General features: G+C 59.3%; 13 protein-coding genes and 1 pseudogene. 11 read left to right on the forward strand and 3 right to left on the reverse strand.

Annotated features, from left to right (window positions below; translation table 11 throughout):
* Positions 1 to 250: 250 nt before the first annotated feature.
* Complete coding sequence (locus Q7L05_RS09375; protein ID WP_303905302.1) at positions 251 to 1,630, reverse strand: OmpA family protein; 1,380 nt, start codon at positions 1,628 to 1,630, stop codon at positions 251 to 253.
* 394 nt (positions 1,631 to 2,024) lie between these two features.
* On the opposite strand from Q7L05_RS09375, the gene Q7L05_RS09380 reads away from it, so the two are divergent.
* The 5 genes and pseudogenes from Q7L05_RS09380 to Q7L05_RS09400 form a co-directional block, all read left to right on the forward strand.
* Positions 2,025 to 2,741, forward strand: a complete 717-nt coding sequence (locus tag Q7L05_RS09380) for a class I SAM-dependent methyltransferase (protein WP_303905304.1) — start codon at positions 2,025 to 2,027, stop codon at positions 2,739 to 2,741.
* Between the two features lie 363 nt (positions 2,742 to 3,104).
* The gene (locus Q7L05_RS09385; protein WP_303905307.1) at positions 3,105 to 3,869 is read left to right on the forward strand and encodes an ATP-dependent zinc protease family protein; all 765 of its coding nucleotides are present in this window, start codon (positions 3,105 to 3,107) and stop codon (positions 3,867 to 3,869) included.
* Positions 3,866 to 5,392 (forward strand): inactive transglutaminase family protein, encoded by a 1,527-nt coding sequence (locus Q7L05_RS09390; RefSeq protein WP_303905310.1) that lies wholly within the window; start codon positions 3,866 to 3,868, stop codon positions 5,390 to 5,392. Before Q7L05_RS09385 ends, Q7L05_RS09390 begins: the two co-directional genes overlap by 4 nt.
* Positions 5,392 to 6,411, forward strand: coding sequence for an alpha-L-glutamate ligase-like protein (locus Q7L05_RS09395; RefSeq protein ID WP_303905313.1), 1,020 nt, complete (start codon positions 5,392 to 5,394; stop codon positions 6,409 to 6,411). Before Q7L05_RS09390 ends, Q7L05_RS09395 begins: the two co-directional genes overlap by 1 nt.
* Before the next feature lie 133 nt (positions 6,412 to 6,544).
* A pseudogene (locus Q7L05_RS09400) lies at positions 6,545 to 6,871 on the forward strand (YetF domain-containing protein); the annotation flags it as partial.
* An 18-nt stretch (positions 6,872 to 6,889) separates the two neighbouring features.
* Here Q7L05_RS09400 and Q7L05_RS09405 read toward each other — a convergent pair.
* Positions 6,890 to 7,432, reverse strand: coding sequence for a DUF3617 domain-containing protein (locus Q7L05_RS09405; RefSeq protein WP_303905319.1), 543 nt, complete (start codon positions 7,430 to 7,432; stop codon positions 6,890 to 6,892).
* Between the two features lie 525 nt (positions 7,433 to 7,957).
* Between Q7L05_RS09405 and Q7L05_RS09410 the strand changes: the two genes are divergently transcribed.
* The 5 genes from Q7L05_RS09410 (at position 7,958) to Q7L05_RS09430 (ending at position 17,594) form a co-directional block, all read left to right on the forward strand.
* Positions 7,958 to 8,905 (forward strand): DUF11 domain-containing protein, encoded by a 948-nt coding sequence (locus Q7L05_RS09410; RefSeq protein WP_303905322.1) that lies wholly within the window; start codon positions 7,958 to 7,960, stop codon positions 8,903 to 8,905.
* Positions 8,902 to 9,900: a DUF11 domain-containing protein gene (locus Q7L05_RS09415; RefSeq protein ID WP_303905326.1), complete on the forward strand. Its 999-nt coding sequence runs from the start codon at positions 8,902 to 8,904 to the stop codon at positions 9,898 to 9,900. Before Q7L05_RS09410 ends, Q7L05_RS09415 begins: the two co-directional genes overlap by 4 nt.
* A gap of 18 nt (positions 9,901 to 9,918) precedes the next feature.
* Positions 9,919 to 10,398 carry a hypothetical protein gene (locus Q7L05_RS09420; RefSeq protein WP_303905330.1) on the forward strand — a complete coding sequence of 160 codons (480 nt, stop codon included), beginning with the start codon at positions 9,919 to 9,921 and terminating at the stop codon, positions 10,396 to 10,398.
* Positions 10,399 to 10,568: 170 nt separating this feature from the next.
* Positions 10,569 to 11,603 (forward strand): hypothetical protein, encoded by a 1,035-nt coding sequence (locus Q7L05_RS09425; RefSeq protein ID WP_303905333.1) that lies wholly within the window; start codon positions 10,569 to 10,571, stop codon positions 11,601 to 11,603.
* Between the two features lie 33 nt (positions 11,604 to 11,636).
* Positions 11,637 to 17,594, forward strand: a complete 5,958-nt coding sequence (locus Q7L05_RS09430; RefSeq protein ID WP_303905336.1) for an OmpA family protein — start codon at positions 11,637 to 11,639, stop codon at positions 17,592 to 17,594.
* A gap of 57 nt (positions 17,595 to 17,651) precedes the next feature.
* On the opposite strand, the gene Q7L05_RS09435 is transcribed toward Q7L05_RS09430, so the two are convergent.
* The gene (locus Q7L05_RS09435; protein ID WP_303905338.1) at positions 17,652 to 17,873 is read right to left on the reverse strand and encodes a hypothetical protein; all 222 of its coding nucleotides are present in this window, start codon (positions 17,871 to 17,873) and stop codon (positions 17,652 to 17,654) included.
* A gap of 235 nt (positions 17,874 to 18,108) precedes the next feature.
* Here Q7L05_RS09435 and Q7L05_RS09440 point away from each other — a divergent pair, with 235 nt between their 5' ends.
* Positions 18,109 to 19,842: a cytochrome D1 domain-containing protein gene (locus Q7L05_RS09440; RefSeq protein ID WP_317623114.1), complete on the forward strand. Its 1,734-nt coding sequence runs from the start codon at positions 18,109 to 18,111 to the stop codon at positions 19,840 to 19,842.
* The last annotated feature ends 20 nt before the right edge of the window (positions 19,843 to 19,862 follow it).

The following is a 19,862-nucleotide window of genomic DNA, read 5'->3' on the forward strand; positions in this document are numbered from 1 at the left end:
CGTTCGTCACCGATTCGGGGCCGCGTAGCGGCGGGTACGGCTCGCAATGACGGCTAAATCTTCGTCACTGAGCGCAGCAGGGGGTACGGCTCGCAATGACGGCCAAATGTTCATCATTGATTCGGGCCTGCCTGGCAGGGCGCACGGCTCACAACGACGGTCTACGTTCCTCACTGATTTGGGCTGCGCAGCAGGGGGACGGCTCGCAAGAAGAGTTTGCTGAAAGGCTGGACCGGCCCCTCGGTTGTGCTTACTTTTTTACGGAAACGACAAGGTCCACCCGGCGGTTTGTCGCACGTCCTTCCGCAGTTCCATTGGCGGCTATAGGAACAGTGTCACCGTGACCTACGTGCTCCAGAGGATAACCACTCCCAAGGGAGGAGATATAGTCGGCAACCGCGATCGCCCGTTCTTCGGAGAGCTTGAGGTTTACATCCACCGGCCCGATCGAATCGGTATGTCCCTCAACGATGACGGTCTCGGCATCCAGTTTCCCGATGATGGTATCAACCTTCGACAGCAAGGGTTTCGACGCCTCGGGGATGATGGCAGTTCCGGTCTTGAAGTTAATGCGTTTGAGCCTGAACACCAGTGTGTTCCCCTGCTGGTACACGAGTGCATCACTTTGTGGCACCACTTCGCGTGCCTCGTCCATCGCCTGCTGAAATCTCACCTGCACGGAGGCCCTGGCAAGCTGTTCCTCCTGTGATTCCAGAACATCCTGGGTGTTTCTCAGTTCAGTCTCTGTCAGCTTTAATGCTCCTTCTTTTTCCTGAAGGGTTTCCTGGGTTGACTGAAGATTGGCATTCAGTCTCCCCACGTTAGTGGTCAACTCGCCCAGCTTCCTTTTCTGCGTAACGATCTGTATTGCGATCTTTTCCGGTGTGCCCTTGGCATCCATAATCACGTCCATCACGTCCTGGAGCATCATGGTGCTTTCCAGAGCTGTCTGGACACTCTGCTTGTACTGCTCTGCGTTGCGCGGGCTTCGTGCAATGGTGTTTTCCGCATCTTTGTAATCTAGGGATGCAGTTTGCAGACTCTTGGGGGCTAAACGCCCGGCTCTGTTTTTGGTCGCATTCTCAATGGCCGCCGCGGCGTCCCCGAGTTCCTTGAATTGGATCGCCTTAATCTCCAGGACGAGATACTTTTTCTGGAAGTCGGAAAACTCTTCGGGTGTGAGTGCCCGTGAAAACTGATCGGTTTGATCCTTCAGTTCACCATCAACCGTTTCCAGCTCCTTTGGAAGCGGTGCGCTATCACGCAGTCCGGCCTTCAGGGCAGCTTTGCGTGCCTCAAGTATTCGGCCAGCTATGCGCTTTCTGGGCTGTGCGGTTTCCACGGCATCCTGAAAAAAGGCTTTTGCGATGGCGGCATTTTCCAGAATACTGTTGATGCTTCGCCCCTTTTCCAAGCTGAACTGAGCCCTCGTGAGGTATTTTTTTCCATCTTCAAATTGGCTGTCGGCCAAAACATCGATCTGATCGCTGAGGGCATCCTGTCTTATTTGATTGACCTCCGCGACAGCCATTTGCGGATCATTGTCGTGTGTCAACTCGGCCTTTCTTGCATTGCTACACCCAAACAGCGATATCGCGACAAGGGCGTAACCGATGACTTGTTTATTCATGTTTTTTATTCTCCTCTTAACCCGTAACTGCAACAAACCTTGCGAACGGTGGCAGCGCCAATGGTCGGGAGGGGCGGAATATCAGTTCGCAAGATCCTTCTTTTCAGCGTGGCCTGCCGAATCGCAGAGTTCTCTGGCGACAATAACCTGGAGATTGGCCCTGCCTTGCGTCCTCCGGATAACGCACCCACTATCATCTCGTTTCGTCCCTGCCTTGTACTATGACTAACTCACAAAATGAGACCGTGGTTTAATTTGGCGGCACCCTATCATGCGGGTGGGAGGCGCCGCCTGTGCTGGCATAGAATGCGGTTGATAGAACCGGAAGAAAGGAAGGGGGTGCACCGTTCTTTTCCGCTATCATTTTCGGACACTCCTTCTGGAAGGTGAGCCGATGAAAGGTTTTCTGCGACTTCTCCTTGTTCCGCTCTTTATAGGTGGGGCCTTTGCCGGGCCATCGGGGGTAGTAGCTGAACAGGAGGCCCAACCGCAGGTCGATCCCTCCATTAATGCGCGGTATCAGGAGCCCGACTTTGATTCCTGGGTAAGGATTTTCGAGAGCCCCGGGCGAGAGGTATATGACAAGCGAGAGGCGATTGTGCAGGCGACCGGTGTAAAGGCTGGACAGACGGTTGCCGACATCGGTGCCGGGACGGGGCTGTTTACGCTGATCTTCGCCGAAGAGGTGGGTCCGAACGGACGGGTCTATGCCGTTGACATTTCGCGCTCCTTTATCCGCAATATCGAGCGCCGCGCATTGGAGAGGGGATTCGGCAACGTCGAGGGCATCGTCAATGACCAGAGGTCAGTGAAGTTGGCCGGTCAGACGGTGGACGTGGCATTCATCTCGGATACCTATCACCACTTCGAGTATCCGCGGGAAATCGTCTCATCCGTGCATCGGGCGCTCCGTCCGGACGGTACCCTTGTGGTTATCGATTTCCGAAAACAGGGGGTCGACGGATGGGTGCAGGGACACGTGCGTGCAACCAAATCAACCGTGGCCGAAGAGATTGAGTCGCTGGGCTTCGAGTTGGTCGAGGACCGGGATTTGATGGAAAAAAACTATTTCCTGCGCTTCCGCAAAGTGGCCGGCCCCGATTATCCATAGTTCCGGGGGGCATGGTGGCATGGATCGCCTCACCGCTTCCGGTGACTTCTCCGACTTGACTGGCAACAAGATCACATCGAGAGGTGCATGCCCATCCCTCATTTCCTTGTTAGTGAATTACAGGATGATTCGTGGGGATGCTCAGGATCTGGTCCTTATTCGCCGTTGCAAAGGAAGCGATAATTGCTGCTGGGGGTGCCGTCAGGGATCGATTATAGCGGTATAAGTTGCCAGCGCCGTCCGTACAGGGGCTCGATGTCCGTTTACGTGCGCTTGGTATGGGACAATCCGCCCAACTGACTGCTAAGATTGCTGGTTATGCATTTTTGGGGTTCAGTGGATCTTTTGGCGAATAATAGAGCGATGAAGACGTTTTTTTCCCTGTTGTGTGGTGTTGTGGTGGTCACCGCCGGTTGTGCGATGGACAAGGAAGCAGTAAAGCGTATCGAACAGGAGCAGCTCCGGCAGTCCTGGTTGCTCGCCGAACAGAGCTCAATGCTGATGGGGCATTCGGCGTTGCTTGCGAAGCAGATTGAGAAGCAGCAGCAGATGATTGACTTGCTGGCTGACATCGAACACTCCTGGGACGAGCACCGTAAACGGAGTCGTACACCTGCTGCTGCAGAGGTCGCACCTGACACTGCGACACCGGAACCCACGCTGGTACTGAGCGAGGAGGGCAAGGCGGTTTTCGGGCGCAACGAGTGGGCCTGGTTGGAACTGCTGGGTCGAAATCTCAAGGTGCGTGTCGACACGGGGGCCCTTTCGTCCTCATTGAATGCCGTGGACCTGCAGCCCTTCGAGCGCGACGGTCGGGACTGGATACGCTTTCGCCTACCGGATGAAGAACATCCGGAGGGTGGCGAAGTGTACGAAACTCCCCTGGTGCGTCATGTAAAAATCCGTCAGGCGTCGGCCGACGAACTTGAGCGACGACCAGTGGTTCGTCTCAAGGTGCGCGTGGGCGGATTATCCGACGATGCGGAATTCACCCTCACAAATCGTGAAAACATGCTGTATCCCATGCTATTGGGCCGTAATTTCCTGCGTGATGTCGTGGTCGTCGATGTGGCGCGAAAATTTGTGCAGAAAAAATACTCTCCCGAACCAATGGAAGTGCGTGAATGAAAACGGGCCGTGGACCGTTTTACCTGCTTGTCACTCTGCTGCTGATCACGGGTAGTTTGTTGACGGCGTATCGGTATGCAATGTTCGATGTCCCATGGATGCCGGGTGAGAAAAGGCAGATATGGTCTGTCGAGGCGCAGGTGGACTTTATTGCGCTCGGTGAGCCGGTGAAGGTATCGCTTGCCATTCCGGATTCACAGCCCGGGTTCGAGCGCGTCGGCGAACGTACAGCGAGTCCGGGATACGGGCTTGCCTTTGTTGAGAATAATGAGAACAACCATGGTCGACGGGCCGAGTGGTCGATTCGCGAGGCGCAGGGGCGGCAAACGCTCTACTACCAGGTGGAGATGCTGGTAGATCCCGATGCCGCCGGAGCCGAAACGGCAGTGGAGCCGCCCATATCGCGGGTTCGTCTCGATGGCCCCCATGCCACGGTCGTGAACCTGATCCTGGAACGCGCGCGTGAGCGCTCCGCCGATCCGTACACGCTGACCCGTGAACTGATCCATGAATTCAATCGCCAGAGTCAGAGCGCGAGCCTGCTGACGCAGATGAAACCGCGAGGTGCATGGCTGGTCGATATGCTGCACATGGCAGGTATTCCTGCCCGGGAAGTGCAGGCGTTGAATCTCGAAGATGGCCGTCGGCGCCAGCAAGTCGTCAACCTGCTGCAGGTTTTCGAAGGCGAAAACTACCAGCTTTTCGACATGCATTCCGGAAAGCCGGGGAAGCAGACCAATCAGCTGCTTTGGGAGTACTATTCGGCGCCGCTGCTGGATATCGTAGGCGGCCGCAATTCCCGACTCAGCTTTTCCATGATCGAACAGGAAGTGCCGGTCAATCGCATGCTTGAGGAAGGTACATTTCCCGCTGCACAGAACCTGCTCGACTTTTCCATCCACAGTCTGCCGTTATCCGAACAGGCTCTGTTCAAGGGTATCCTGCTGATTCCGGTGGGCGTGCTGATCGTCTCGCTTCTGCGCATCATTGTTGGTGTGCGCACGTCCGGCACGTTCATGCCGGTGCTGATCGCCATGGCATTCATACAGACGAGCCTGCTGACCGGGCTGGTGGGCTTCATTCTCATCGTCGCTGCCGGGCTTATGATCCGCTCTTATCTGTCGCGGCTCAACCTGCTGCTGGTGGCACGAATCTCGGCCGTGATCATTTCCGTGATTATCATGATCGCAGCCTTCTCCGTACTTTCCTACCAACTGGGACTCACCGAGGGGTTGAAGATTACCTTCTTCCCGATGATTATCCTCGCGTGGACTATCGAGCGGATGTCGATTCTGTGGGAGGAGGAGGGTCCCAAGGAAGTGCTTACGCAGGGCGGTGGCTCGCTAATGGTTGCGTTGTTCGCCTACCTGGTGATGAGCAATGACGTGGTGCGGCATCTGACGTTCAACTTCCTCGGTTTGCAGTTTCTGTTCATGGCGCTGGTGCTGCTGATCGGCAACTACACCGGATACCGCTTGCTGGAGTTGCGACGCTTCCAGCCGATGCTTGGCGAGCGCGCGTGATGGCCTGGCATCGGCTGATGAGGTTGCTGCCATTCCGGCGTCTCTCCGAGCAAGGCGTTCTGGGCATGAACCGGCGCAACATCTCCTACATCAGTAGCTACAATCCGCGCGAACTCTATCCGCTGGTGGATGACAAGTTGAAGACCAAGCGGTTGGCGTTGCACCACGGCGTCACCACGCCGGAATTGCTCGGCGTCATTGAATACCAGCATGATGTAACGCGTGTGGGAACGCTGGTCGAGGGTCTGGACAACTTTTGCATAAAGCCCGCCAAAGGTTCGGGTGGCAAGGGGATCCTGGTGGTCTCGCGCGTCGAGGACGGGGTCTTCTATCGTTCCAATGGCCAGGAACTGAGCCTGCGCGATCTGAAGCGGCACGTTTCCAACATCCTGGCCGGCTTGTTCTCGCTGAGTGGTTCGCCCGACGTTGCGGTGTTCGAGGCCTTGATCGAAGCGGACGACTCGCTACGGGATTACTCCTTTGAGGGCGTGCCGGACGTGCGGATCATCGTCTTCCGCGGCTTTCCCGTTATGGCGATGATGCGGCTTTCCTGCGCCGTGTCACATGGCAAGGCAAATCTGCACCAGGGCGCGGTCGGCGTCGGTATCGACATTGCAAGCGGTGCCGCAGTACGCGCGGTGCAGCGAAATAAACTCGTTCTTTCACACCCGGATACCGGCAAGGATCTCCAATCCCTGAGGATCCCGCAATGGCCGACACTACTTGATCTCAGCTGTGCCTGCGCAGATATGACGGGTTTGGGCTACCTGGGTGTCGACCTCGTATTGGATCGGCGTCGCGGCCCAATGCTGCTGGAACTGAATGCGCGACCGGGGCTGACCATCCAACTCGCAAACGGTGCCGGGCTGCTGCCGCGGCTTCGTCGGATCGAGGCGTTCACACAGGTGCCGCAAATGACGATTGCACAGCGGGTTGCGTACGTACGCAAACACTTTGCATCGGTCGATGCACAGCGAAATTCACCGCCACAGTTCGTTCCGGAGAAATGCTCAGGATAGCGATCGTTTTAACGTCTGCCGCTGATCAGAGTGATGACTTCCACCAGACAACCTGCAAGAATCGCCGCCGTAGGCGCGTCTTGCTTGGGGTAATGGCAGGGTAAACGCATACTCACAAACCTGGTGCATGGTGGGGGCGCTGGCGTTTGCCCTGCTAATCGGTGTGCAGTATGCGGTCACCTGGTCCGGTGTTCGTGCCCGCTGGTTCCGTGGTCTGGTCACGGGTGAGCCCGCGCTATTACTCTATCGGGGAGCCTTTCTGAAGGCCGCGCTGGCCTCTGCCAGGGTTACCGGGCACGAGGTGCGAGCAGCGGTACGATCCGTCGGGATGGCGACGCTGAACGAGGTTGAGGCGGTTGTGCTGAAAACCGACGGCTCTTTTAGCGTGGTCCGCGGAAACGGGGGCTCCGGGGAATCGAGCCTCACCGGGATCGAGCGGCCGGGTTCAGGCTCCGATTGAAAACCGATTGTAGTCTTTTTAAGGTTTGGTCCCGAAACTGCCGCAGTCGGATGACAGCCATTCGCCGGATTGCTGCATGGTCAACCGCTCGGCCCTGCCTTCGGCCGTTGTGTTGATGATCGCTTTTCCGGTATAGGCGGTAGGGCTTGTGAAGGTGATTTCGCCTTCGCCGCTGGAGGGCGGGTTGTCGGCGCACTGGAACCGGGTTCTTATGGTATTGCCGGTACGCTCAATAATTTCCTGAGTGCAATAGCCGTCCTTTTGTGGCACGTCGCCGCGTGCAGCTTCCTCTTCGCTGACGCAGACCTTCACGCTCTGGCCGGAGGGTCCGAACTGCACGCCCTGTGCCGCCATCATCTGTTCCATTATCCTGCGCTGTTGGGGCGGCATGTTCCTCAGCTGCTGCTGCATTTCGCGGATGGCGCTTTCCACCTCGCCGTTTTGCGACTCCACGGCGAAGCTATGCTTCCATAGTCCGGGACGCATCTCCGGCTGTGCCAGTGCCTGGGAGCCGATGATGCTACCGGCCAGTATCGCGCTCAGGGTAGATCCCGATTTCATTTTTCAACCTCCTTTTTCAGCGCGCCTGACTGCGGCATAACCCATCGAATAGAGGGCCATGCCTCTCCTGCATGGATTATAGCTGGCGCCCAGCGAACGCCGAATGAGCTTCCCGGTATCTCGCTGAAGTTGCTTCCCACCACGGCTCCATCCTCCCAACGTCCTGACCGTCATCCAGATAGCTGCGCGAAATCGGCGGTTGAAGAGCATTGCCGAAGCGCAGCGCATTTCAAGACAGGATTTAAGGGTTGATCTAAATCAAGGTGATCGGGTATAACGTCGAATATTGTGAACTCTGTCACAGTTTTTGTCCGTTCTACGGTAAGATCCGCGCCTTGAAAAACACGTTCACAGGGAGTGTGGGCGAATTGCCTTGCCCGTTGGCATACCCCTGGTGGAAGTCTTGGCGAATTTTCCAGCTCGTTTTCAGGGGTGCAACAGCATCGGGAATCCCCGGCTGTCTACGGGACAGTCGGCCACGGTCCAGTGCGGCCGCACGATTACTGACGATGAGTGAATCGGGTGTTGATATTTGCACGACAGGCAGATCTTCCTGAGCGGATTTTCCGGATTCGTGGTCTGCTGTTTGCGGTGCTATTTGTGGCGACGGGAGTCCAGGCGGCAAACGATGCCGATCTGGCGATCGTAAAAACGGTCGACAACGCCTTCCCGCAGGAGGGCGACACCCTCGTCTATACCCTGACGCTCACCAACAACGGCCCGAAAAACGCCAACAACATCGCGGTGAGCGATCTATTGCCGGCCGGTTTGGCTTACGCCTCCCATGTTGGCAGCGGCACCTATGACCCTGGGACCGGAGAGTGGTCGCCGGGAACTCTTCTGAAGAGTGGCGAAATGGTGCAGCTCGCCATCACTGCAATGGTGAATGCCGGCACGGCCGGGAGCATTCTTACCAATACCGTCACGGTTACCGGAAGCACGGCGACGGATCCGGAATCCTCAAACGACAGCGGTAGTGTCGACATCACGGTGGTTGCGCCCAATCTGACCATGCTCAAGTCGGCCCAGACCGTCTCGGATCCTGTCAACGGCGTCGATTCGCCCTACGACATTCCCGGCGCGACCGTGCTCTACAGCGTGCAGACCACCAACACCGGTCTCGGAGTACCGGACAGCGATACGCTGGTGATGAGCGATCCGATCCCTGCCTATACCGAGCTGTTCGTCGGCGATCTCGACGGCGCCGGTTCCGGACCGGTTCTGCTGATTGATGGCCATGCGCCGGTGAACAGCGGCCTGACCTACATCTTCTCCGGCCTGGCCAGCGCCACCGATGACCTCGAGTTCTCGAACGACAACGGCGCGAGCTGGGGCTATACCCCGGTCCCGGACATCGATGGCTACGACGCCAATGTGACCCACATTCGCGTCAATCCGAAAGGGGAGATGCGTGCCTCCAACGGCACTGACCATCCGACCTTTACTCTGCGATTCAGGGTGAGGGTGCAATGATGAAGCGCACGCTGGCGGGAATACCTCTGTGGCTGCTCCTGCTGGCCCCGTGGCTGGCGCTGCCATCGCCCGCACTGGCCACCGGCACCAGCGCCGGCGTTGATATCAGGGCTACGGCCACGGCGGAGTACAGCATCGGCGATAGCCGTAGCAGCGTTACCAGCAACACGGCGATCTTCCGGGTCGATCAAATACTTGATGTCACCCTCAGCTGGCAAAATGCCGATCATCGCCCGGTCGGCTCGCCCGATTCCGATCAAGTACTGAGCTACCTGCTCACCAACACCGGCAACGGGGACGACAGTTATTCCCTCAGTGTGGAGAACGGCCTGGGCGGCGATCAGTTCGCCCCGGAGTTTGTGGACATCTACCTGGATGCGGATGGCAATGGTCTGCTGGACCCCGAGTTCGACACCCTCTACATCACCGGCCGCAACGACCCGCAGCTGACGGCTGATGCCGCACGGGTTGTGTTCGTGCGCAATAACATCCCCGCCGACCTGCATGACGGTGACCTGGGTAGCAGCCAACTCAACGCCACCTCCAACACCGGCAGCGGTGCGCCGGGAACGACTTTCGATGGCGCCGGCAACAACGGTATCACGGCGGTGGTCGGTGCTTCCGGCGGCACGGACGGCGCGACTGGGAGCTATCAGGTCAGCGGCGCCGGTGTCTCGCTGTTGAAGTCCGTGGCAATCGTGAACCCACTGGGTGGGGAGCAGCCGGTAACCGGTGCGCTCATGACCTACCGGATCGAGGTCACCGTCAGCGGCACGGCCAGGGCGAACGGCGTGGTGATTACCGACTCGATCCCGGCGAACACCAGCTATGTCCCGGCGAGCCTGACCCTGAATGACGAAGCGCTCACCGACGCCGCCGACGGGGATGCCGGTGATGTCGGCGACAGCCGCGCCGATACGGTCACGGTGGACCTGGGCGATCTGAACCCGGGCTCGCCGACTCGCATCATCACTTTCGACGTCCTCATCGATTAATCGCAATGGGAGAACATCATGAAGCCATTACTCTTCTTTAGCAGCATCCTGCTGCTGGCCCTGTTCAGCGCCCCGCTGCTGGCCGAGATCACCCTCACCACGGTGGCGGAAACCGAAGTCACGGAGGTCGACGCACGGGGCGAGGAGATCGTCCGGCGCACCCGCGCCAATCGGGTCGTGCCGGGTAGCGAGGTGATCTACACCATCACCGCCAAAAACAGCGGCGCCGAGCCGGCCGACAACGTCGTGGTGACCAATCCGATCCCGGAACAGACCGTGTATGTCGACGGCAGTGCGTTTGGCGCCGGCACGGAAATCATCTTCTCGGCCGATGGCGGCAAGCACTATGACGCTGCCGGACAACTGACGGTGAAACAGGCGGATGGGCTGTCGCGGGCCGCCACCGGGGAGGACTACACCCATGTGCGTTGGCATCTGGCGTTCAGCCTTGCACCGGGTGAGGAAGCGCCGGTGGGCTATGTCGTGCGGGTGAAATAGCGGACGCGCACTTACCAAAACCGTTTTTCTGGTGCGCGGCGAGTGTGTTCGAAAGTTCACGCCGCCGCGGCCATCCCGGCCAGCAGCGGCCGGTCCTTCCCGCAGGGGATTTGATGCGGCCATGCCGCAACCATTTTTCGACCAGGCAACAACAGAAAAGGAGTAGTCCCATGCAGTACAACAACAAGAGCAACACCGCGGGCCTGATATTGGGTCTGACATTTTTCATCGGGGGAGTGCAAACCGTACACGCGGCCGGTACGGAATCCGGAATAACCATCAGCAACAGTGCCACCGTCGACTATCAGGTCGGTGGTGTCGACCAGACACAGTTGACCAGTAACGCGGCGGAGTTTGTGGTGGACAACCGGGTCGACCTGACCGTCGCTAACCCATCGGGCACCAGTGTGGTTCCGAACAGCACAGCACAGGCCCTGACCTTCACCGTTACCAATACGGGTAACACCGAACAGGGTTACTCGCTGTCCGCAGCCAATACAGGCGGTGATGACTTCGACATGACGAACGTTGCCATCTACATCGAAGATGGAACAACGCCCGGGTTTCAGAGTGCGGAGGACACCCAGTACTCAGCGGGTGCCAATGCGTCTGATTTGGCAGCGGATACCAGTACAACGGTCTATGTCGTGGCGGATACCCCGGCTACGGCGCTCGATGGAGAGGCAGCCGATATCGTCCTGACAGCAACAACGCTCGATGCGGGTACGAGCGCCATCACGGTAGAAACCGTCGGCGCAAACAATGCCGGTGCGGTCGATGTGGTGTTTGGCGATGGTGCCGGGGCAGCCGATGCAGCCAGTGACGGCATCCATTCCGCGATAGGCACCTACACCGTCACCAGCGCGGCGCTGACCGTCAGCAAGAGTGTTGCGGTGACGGACGATCCCTTTAACGGAACGACCGATCCGAAGGCCATTCCCGGTGCCACCATGCGCTACACGATTGACGTGCAGAACGGCAGCACGACGACGGCGGCAGACAACGTGGTGTTGGTCGATGCGCCTCCGGCAAACACGAGCTATGAGGTCGGCACGATTACGCTGAACGGGGCGGCAAAGACGGACGGTGCAGGTGACGACGAAGCGGACTTCAACGGCACCAATGCCAATGCCGTTACAGTAACGATACCGACTGTGGCAGCAGGCGGCACGGCAACCATCACCTTCGATGTGACGATCGATTAATTACGTCTTCGAACGTCCGTGGTGACCGGGTTGTTGCGTACTGCATGGCGGCGTGCCGCCGGCCTTCTGGCCGGCGGTATTGTCGTGTCTGCACGTTCGAAACAACCCGCCGCCGACTTTGCCATGAAAGCAGACAGGGCATATGCCAGGCTGCACCGGAAAGCCGGTCTGCCCATGGCTGCGCGCCAAAGGCGCGGTTATGGGCAGGCCGGTTTCCGGTGGCTGTGGCTCAGCCTGCTGCTGTTGCCGATTCCCGGCCAGGCCGTTCCCCCGGGGACGGTGATCGAGAACACGGCGAGTGCAACCTTCAGTGGCGGTATCACCCGTCTCTCCAACATGGTTTCCACCGTGACGGTTGCCAGAACGCCCTCCAGTCTCGAGTTCCTGCAGTACGCACCTGAGTCAGCGGCGGCACAAGCCGTAGCTGTGGCTGTCACCGAATACAGCACCAGCGGTATGACGGCCGGACCGTTTGTCGCCATGTCGCCGCCGACGGCCGCAGGGAACAGCACAGCGATCAACCTGGCTGATGCGGTGCCGCTGGAATTGGTCACTGTATATCACGCCGGTGCCCCGATCTTCGTACGGGTGACCGACCGGGACCAGAACCTCGACGCCGGTGCGGTGGAAACGGTGAACGTGACGCTCACGGTGAACGCAACCGGGGACCGCGAGGTACTGCGTCTGCAGGAGACCGGCCCGAACACCGGTGTGTTCACCGGCTATATCCAGTCGTATCTCATTGCTTCCAATCCAGGCGCCGCGCAGCCGGCGAACGGCCAACTGGGCCTGCATGAAAAGGTGAACATCACCGGCCGTTACGTCGACGTGGTCGACGACACGGACACCACCACCGAGAGCGCCCTGGTCGACCCCTTCGGTGTGGTGTTCGACAGCTCGACTGGCCAGGTGATCGACGGTGCCCGGGTGACACTCATCGACGCCGCCACCAATCGGCCGGCAACGGTCTATGGCGATGATGGCATCAGCACCTTCCCGTCGACCATCACCAGTGGCGGCAGCGCCACCGACAGCGCAGGGACGGTGTACCAATTCGATCCCGGCCGATACCGGTTCCCCGTCGCGATGCAGGGGACCTATCGCCTTGAGGTGACTCCGCCTGCCGGGTACAGCGCCCCCAGTGTGGTGCCGACCGCGGTGCTGCAGAACCTGCCGGGTGCACCCTATGTCATCGACGAACAGGGATCGCGCGGCGAGCCGTTTGAAGTGGTGGTAGGGCCGGCGATTCAGGTTGATATTCCGCTGGACCCGCGAAACAGCGGCCTCTTCCTGGTGAAGGAGGTGAACAAGAGCGTGGCTGCGGTGGGGGATTTCATCCAGTATCGTCTGGGCCTGACCAACGATGCGGGTGTTACCGCGGGGGCCCCGCAGATCATCGATACGCTGCCTGCGGGTTTTCGCTATCAGCACGGCAGTACCACCCTCGACGGCAATGCCGCCCCTGAACCGGAGATCACTGCCGACGGGCGCACTCTCACTTTCACACTTGATGACCTCCCTGAAGGTAATGCGCTCGAGGTGCGCTATGTGGTCGAGATCGCTGCAGGAGTGCAGGACGGGGAGGCCATCAACCACGCCGTGGCCAGCGCCAACGGAGGGAGGCTCGTTTCCAACCCTGCCAGCGCAAGCGTCCGCGTCAGCCAGGAGCTGTTGCGCGATCAAAACATCCTGATGGGCCGCGTGATTGCCGGCGAGTGTGAGGCGCCGGAGAGCGACATCGCCAAGGGCGTCGCCGGGGTACGCCTCTATCTGGACAACGGTACCTATGTGGTGACCGATGAGCAGGGGATGTTCCACCTCGAAGGCATTCGCCCCGGCAGTCATGTGGTGCAGATGGACCTGAATACCCTGGCACCGCAGTACGAACCGGTGATCTGTGATGAGCACACCCGGTTTGCCGGGCGCAGTTTCTCCCGCTTTATCGACTTGCAGGGCGGCACCCTGTGGCGCACCGATTTCCATGTCCGGGAGCGGCCGCCGCCGACGGCGGAGGTGGAGTTGTCGCTCGGCAGTGGCGTGGAAGGGCACATGGCTACCTACCACGTGGCCATGAAAGGCGGAGATGTGCCGTTGCAGAACATGCGTTTGATGATCAGTCTGCCGCCGGGTACCCGCTACCTGCCGGGCAGCAGCGTGCTGGACGATCGCCTCGTCGGCGATCCCGAGCAACAGGGCTCGGTGCTGGTCTACGCCCTGGGCGAGATCGAGGGCGCCTGGGACAAGGAGCTCAACTTCCTCGCCGAAGTGGAGGTGAAAGGGGAGAGCGCCCTTCTGCAAAGCAAGGCATTCATGATGTTCGATAGTCCGGAGAAAAAGAATCAGCGCACACCTGTGGTGGAAACCGTTATGAAGCGCCTGCGCCATGAGAAACAGCTCAAGGGTGAGAAGAGCCTGCAGTTTGAAACCTTCAGCACGCTATTGACGGAGAGGGACAGGGAAGAGCTGGAACGGGTGGCCGAGCATTTGCGTGAGCACCGGGTGATCCGCATCGAGGCGACCGGGCATACCGACAACCTGCCGATCCGCGAACGTTCGAACAGCCGGTTTGCCGACAATATGGCACTCTCCACCGCCCGTGCCAGGGAGGTCGGAGAATACCTTGTCACGCTGCTGGAGTTACCTGATTCCGCCCTGGTGATCAATGGAATGGGTGCAAACGTACCGTATGCACCGAATGCTACCGAACAGGGTCGCAGCCGCAATCGCCGCGTCGAGCTGCGCATTGTCACCGAAAGCCTGCTCGATGCCTCACAGCTGAATGACATCACAACCGTGAACAACATCGTGGTCGAGGTTGAAGGGGAGTGGAAACAGCCGCCGGTGCCCGAGCGAAAAACCTCGAGCGAAGAGGTGAAGCTCTACAGCATGCCCGACTATGACAAGGCCCGGCTCGAATCTGCCGAACCGGGGCTGGAGTTACTCTGGCCTCCGGAAGGCTATAACCCGCCGATACCGAGCATCAAGGTCGCGGTGAAACACGATCCCGCGCAGCACCTGTCGCTGTTTTTGAACGGCCAACCGGTGAGCGAACTGAATCGTGACAGCCGGATCCGCAATGCACAGGGCACGGTGGCGGTGAGCTCGTGGGCGGGTGTTGATATCGACAAGGGCAGCAACACCCTGGTGGCGGAGGTGCGCGATGCCGACGGGACATTGCTGGAGCGCCTTGAACGCGAAGTGCGCCTGTCATCCCTGCCGGTACGGGCCGAGCTGGTCGAGGAGCAGTCGCGCCTGGTGGCCGACGGCCGGCAAACACCCGTGATCGCGGTACGCCTGTTCGACAAGGATGACCGACCTGTTCGTGAAGGTCTGATTGGCGAGTTTTTCGTCGAGGCGCCACATGTCGCACAACTGGATGTTGATGATCTGCAGCGTCAGCCGTTGACCGGTCTGGATCGGGGTAACCCCCGCTACCGTGTCGGCAAGGATGGCATTGCTCTCATCGAGCTCAAGCCGACCACCACCACCGGCGAGGCGATACTGGTTCTTCCCATGCAGGGTCGCGAGGTGACCTTGCGTCCCTGGTTAGAGGCGGCGCAACGGGACTGGATTCTGGTGGGGCTGGCCGAGGGCACCGTCGGCCACAACACCGTCAGCGGCAATCTGGAAACGCTCGAGGCCGCCGATCTGGAAAAAGAGACCTACAGCGATGGCAAGGTCTCTTTCTTCGCCAAGGGCAGTATCAAGGGCGAATGGCTGCTCACCCTGGCGTATGACTCCGACAAGCAGGAAGCAGAGCGCAATACCCTGTTTCAGGAGATCGATCCCGACAGCTATTTCCCGGTCTACGGTGACAAGAGCACGCAGGGCTATGATGCGGCCAGTCGCGAGAAACTCTATGTGCGACTGGAGCGGCGTCAGTTCTACGCCCTGTTCGGAGATTACACCACCGGCCTGACCGTGACCGAGCTGGCCCGTTACGACCGCTCGCTGACCGGTGTCAAATCCGAACTGCACAGCGAGCACTTCAAGTTCAACGTGTTCGCCAGTGAAAACGACCAGAATTTTGTCCGGGATGAGCTTCGCGGCGACGGCACCTCCGGGCTCTATCGCCTGCGCTATCCGGACCTGGTATTCAACTCCGACAAGGTACGGATCGAGACCCGCGACCGATTTCGTCCCCAGCTTGTGCTGTCGTCCCGGCCGATGACACGCCATCTCGATTACAACATCGACTACGACGCCGGTACGCTCTATTTCAAGCAGCCGGTAGCGAGCAAGGATGCCAAGCTTAACCCGATTTACATCGTCGTCGATTATGAAACCCGCAATGAGGGGGTCGACGCCCGGACCTGGGGCGGCCGCGGTGCGGTGCAGCTGCTGGAACAGAAGGTTGAAGTCGGCGCCAGCTATATTAACGAGGGACGCGACAGCGGCGAGGAGACCCTTCAGGGGCTCGATGCCATCGTCGACTTCAGCCTCAGTACCCAAATGAAGCTCGAGTACGCCACCAGCCAAAGCGTGGATGGGCAAGACAGCGATGCCTATCTGGCGGAGCTGCGCCATACCTCCGGTAAGGTCGATGGTCGCGCCTACTACCGTGAACAGGAGGTGGATTTCGGCCTCGGCCAGCAAAGCGTCATCGGCTCCGGCACCCGGCTGGTCGGTATTGACGGGCGTTATCACCACAGTGACACGCTCGATTATGTCGCGGACATCTTCCGCGAGAAGGGCCTGCAGACGCAGGCGGAGCGGGATGTGATCGACACAGGGGTCGTCTACGACACCAGCCGCTACGGCGCCTCCGCCGGGTTGGTGATGGCTCGGGACAGCTACCGTGACGGCACGGAGGACATCTCGGAACAGTTGAGTCTGGGTGCGCACCGCGCGTTTCTTGATAATCGGCTCGAGTTGCGCATCGATCACTATCAGTCGCTATCGAGCAATGAGAATCCTGACTACCCCACCCGCACGCTTATGGGTGGGGATTACCGGCTCAATCCCTCCACGGCACTGTTCCTGGAACAGGAATTCACTTTTGGGGAGGAAGAGGAAACCCGCGCTACCCGGCTGGGTATGAAGCACCAGCCATGGACCGGCGCGACCCTGAACAGTTCTCTGGAGCAGCAGAATAGTGAGGCCGGTGAGCGCCTGTTTGCCAATGCCGGCCTGATGCAGACCTGGCAGGTCACCGAACGCTGGAGCATGAATGCCAGCATTGACAACAGCACCACGATCGAGGAGCCGGAAGATGCGTCGTTCGGCAGCAGCTTTTCGACGGCATCCACCGAAACGGAAGATTTCACCGCCGTATCGCTGGGTGCCAACTATCAGCACCAAAGCTGGTCCTGGACCTCACGCGTGGAGCAGCGCGATGCCAAGAGTGAGGACAAGTGGGGTTTTTATTCGGCGACCGCGGGTGAGCCGCGCAAGGGCCTGGGGCTGTCGGCTCGACTGGAGCTGTTCGAAACGCAAAGCACCAGCGGCGTTGAAGAGAAGAGTGGCGACTTGCGCCTGGGCCTGGTGCGGCGTCCGTTTGGGCGTCGCTGGACCATTCTGAATCGCGCTGACTATGCCGTTGATACTCAGACTGGGGGTACCAGTGACTTCGATAACTGGAAAGTGGTCAATAACCTGCTGGTCAACTATCGTCGCCGTGCTTCCCAGATCAGCACCTACTACGGCGCGAAATACGTGCGCGACACCATCGATAGTACCGTCTATTCCGGTTACACCGATTCGCTCGGGGTGGAGTCACGCCATGACCTGAACAAGCGCTGGGATATCGGTGCGCGAGCCAGTACGCTGCGTAGCGTGAACAGCGATCTCTACGAGTACTCCTACGGGCTCTCCGTGGGCTTTAATCCCGCCACCAATCTCTGGTTGAGCGTCGGCTATAACTGGGCGGGCTATGAAGATGACGATTTCTCCCTGGCCGGTTACGCGGCAAAGGGCCCCTACCTGAAGCTTCGCTTCAAGTTTGATCAGCAGTCGCTGCGGGAAGTGGCCAGCGGCTTTACCCGCCACTGAGGGAAAGGAGTTGTCTCAAAGCGTTTTAAAGGGGCAGTAACCTGTGGAACTCAGAGCTCAGCGGCGGCTCACGTCGAAGCGCATCCGTTTGAGTGCTTCCCAGATGGGCAGGGCGAAGAGGCCGCCGATGATCCCCGCGACATAGCTGGGGATGTTCGTGTTGAACATCGCTTGCCAAATCTGACCGAACAGAAAGCTGGCGATCAGCATGGCGACGATCGTGATCAGGATCCGCTGCCAGAATGGGAGACCCCTGGTGGGCTTGGTTTGTTCTGTCATTCCTTACTACCGCGGTGGCGACCGGCTGAATCATTATAGAGCTAAAGGTAGCCGGCGTTACAGTCTCCTGCCTGAACGCCAGTGAAGCGCCGTGCCCATTCCTATCCTTTGTATCCCGAAGTGGCGCCGGCAGGCGGCAATTAGCCATAAACATGGAGCACAAAAATTTCGCTGCTAACCTGATTGTAGGCTCTGAAACTCGTTGCCCCGTTGAAACCCCAGGGGAGGTTCGTCCATGAGAAGGAAGCACCGCCACCTCGCACGCCGGGCCCTTGCCGCCCTCATCGCCCTGAGCATGCCCATGGTCCTTCTTGCTGCGGAGGAGAGCTTCCCACACCCGGATACCCCCGAATCCGAGCTGATGTACAAGGGTGCCCCAACCGAAGTGCCTGCAGAGGAACGAGAGTTCATCCGGACCGACCCGGACATGACCCAGGCGGAGTGGGACCAGGCCAGGGAAATCTATTTCCAGCGTTGCGCCGGCTGCCACGGGGTGCTGCGCAAAGGCGCCACCGGGAAGCCGCTGACCACGGACATTACCCGTGAGCGCGGTCTTGACTACCTCAAGGTGTTCATTAATTACGGCTCTCCCGCGGGTATGCCCAACTGGGGCAGGTCTGGCGAGCTGAGTGAAAAGGAGGTGGATGTGATGGCCCGCTTCCTCCAGCACGAACCACCGCAGCCTCCCGAATTCGGCATGGAGGCGATGCGCAACACCTGGAAGGTACTGGTGGCACCGGAGAATCGCCCGAAGGAGAAGCAGAATGACCTGAACCTCGATAACCTGTTCTCCGTTACTTTGCGCGATGCCGGCCAGATAGCCATCATCGACGGCGACTCCAAGGAGATCGTCAATATTATCGACACCGGCTATGCGGTGCATATCTCGCGTCTGTCCGCCTCGGGCCGCTATTTGTATGTTATCGGCCGTGACGCCAAGGTGGACCTGATCGATCTGTGGATGGAGGAGCCGACCAGGGTCGCCAGCATCAAGATAGGCATGGAGGCGCGCTCGGTGGAGACCTCCAAGTACCAGGGATACGAGGACCGCTACGCCATTGCCGGTGCCTACTGGCCGCCGCAGTTTGTCATCATGGATGGCGATACCCTGGAGCCGCGCACCATCGTCTCCACCCGCGGCATGACGGTCGATACGCAGGAGTATCATCCCGAGCCGCGCGTCGCGGCCATCGTCGCCTCCCACCAGCACCCGGAGTTCATTGTCAATGTCAAGGAGACAGGCAAGATTCTCCTGGTCAATTATGAGGATATCGAAAACCTCCAGGTCACCAGCATCGGCGCCGCTCGCTTTCTGCATGATGGCGGCTGGGATGCCTCCGAGCGCTATTTCCTTACCGCCGCCAATAACTCCAACATGATCGCGGTGGTCGATTCCAAAGAGCGTGAACTGCTGAAGTTGGTGGACGTCGGACAGATTCCCCACCCCGGCCGTGGTGCCAATTTCATCGATCCCGAGTACGGCCCGGTATGGGCCACCGGCCACCTGGGCGATGAGACCATCGTCCTAATCGGCACGGACCCGACAGAGCACCCCGACAATGCCTGGAAGGTGGTGCGCACCCTCAAGGGCCAGGGCGGCGGCTCACTGTTCCTCAAGACCCACCCCGAGTCCGACAACCTGTGGGTCGATACCGCCTTGAATCCGGACGCGGAGATTTCCCAATCGATCGCGGTGTTCGACCTCAACAACCTGGATGCCGGCTATGAGGTCCTGCCCATCGCCGAATGGGCCGATCTGGGGGAGGGCCCCAAGCGCGTGGTACAGCCGGAGTACAACTTCGCCGGCGACGAAGTCTGGTTCTCCGTCTGGAACGGCAAGGAGCAGATCTCCGCCTTGGTGGTGGTGGATGACCAGAGCCATAAGTTGAAAAAGGTCATCAAGGACGAGCGTTTGGTCACTCCGACCGGCAAGTTCAATGTCTATAACACCCAGCAGGACGTCTACTGAACACGCCGGGGCGAGGAGGC

The sequence above is a fragment of the Thiohalomonas denitrificans genome, from assembly GCF_016841685.1.
Classification (GTDB): domain Bacteria; phylum Pseudomonadota; class Gammaproteobacteria; order Thiohalomonadales; family Thiohalomonadaceae; genus Thiohalomonas; species Thiohalomonas denitrificans_A.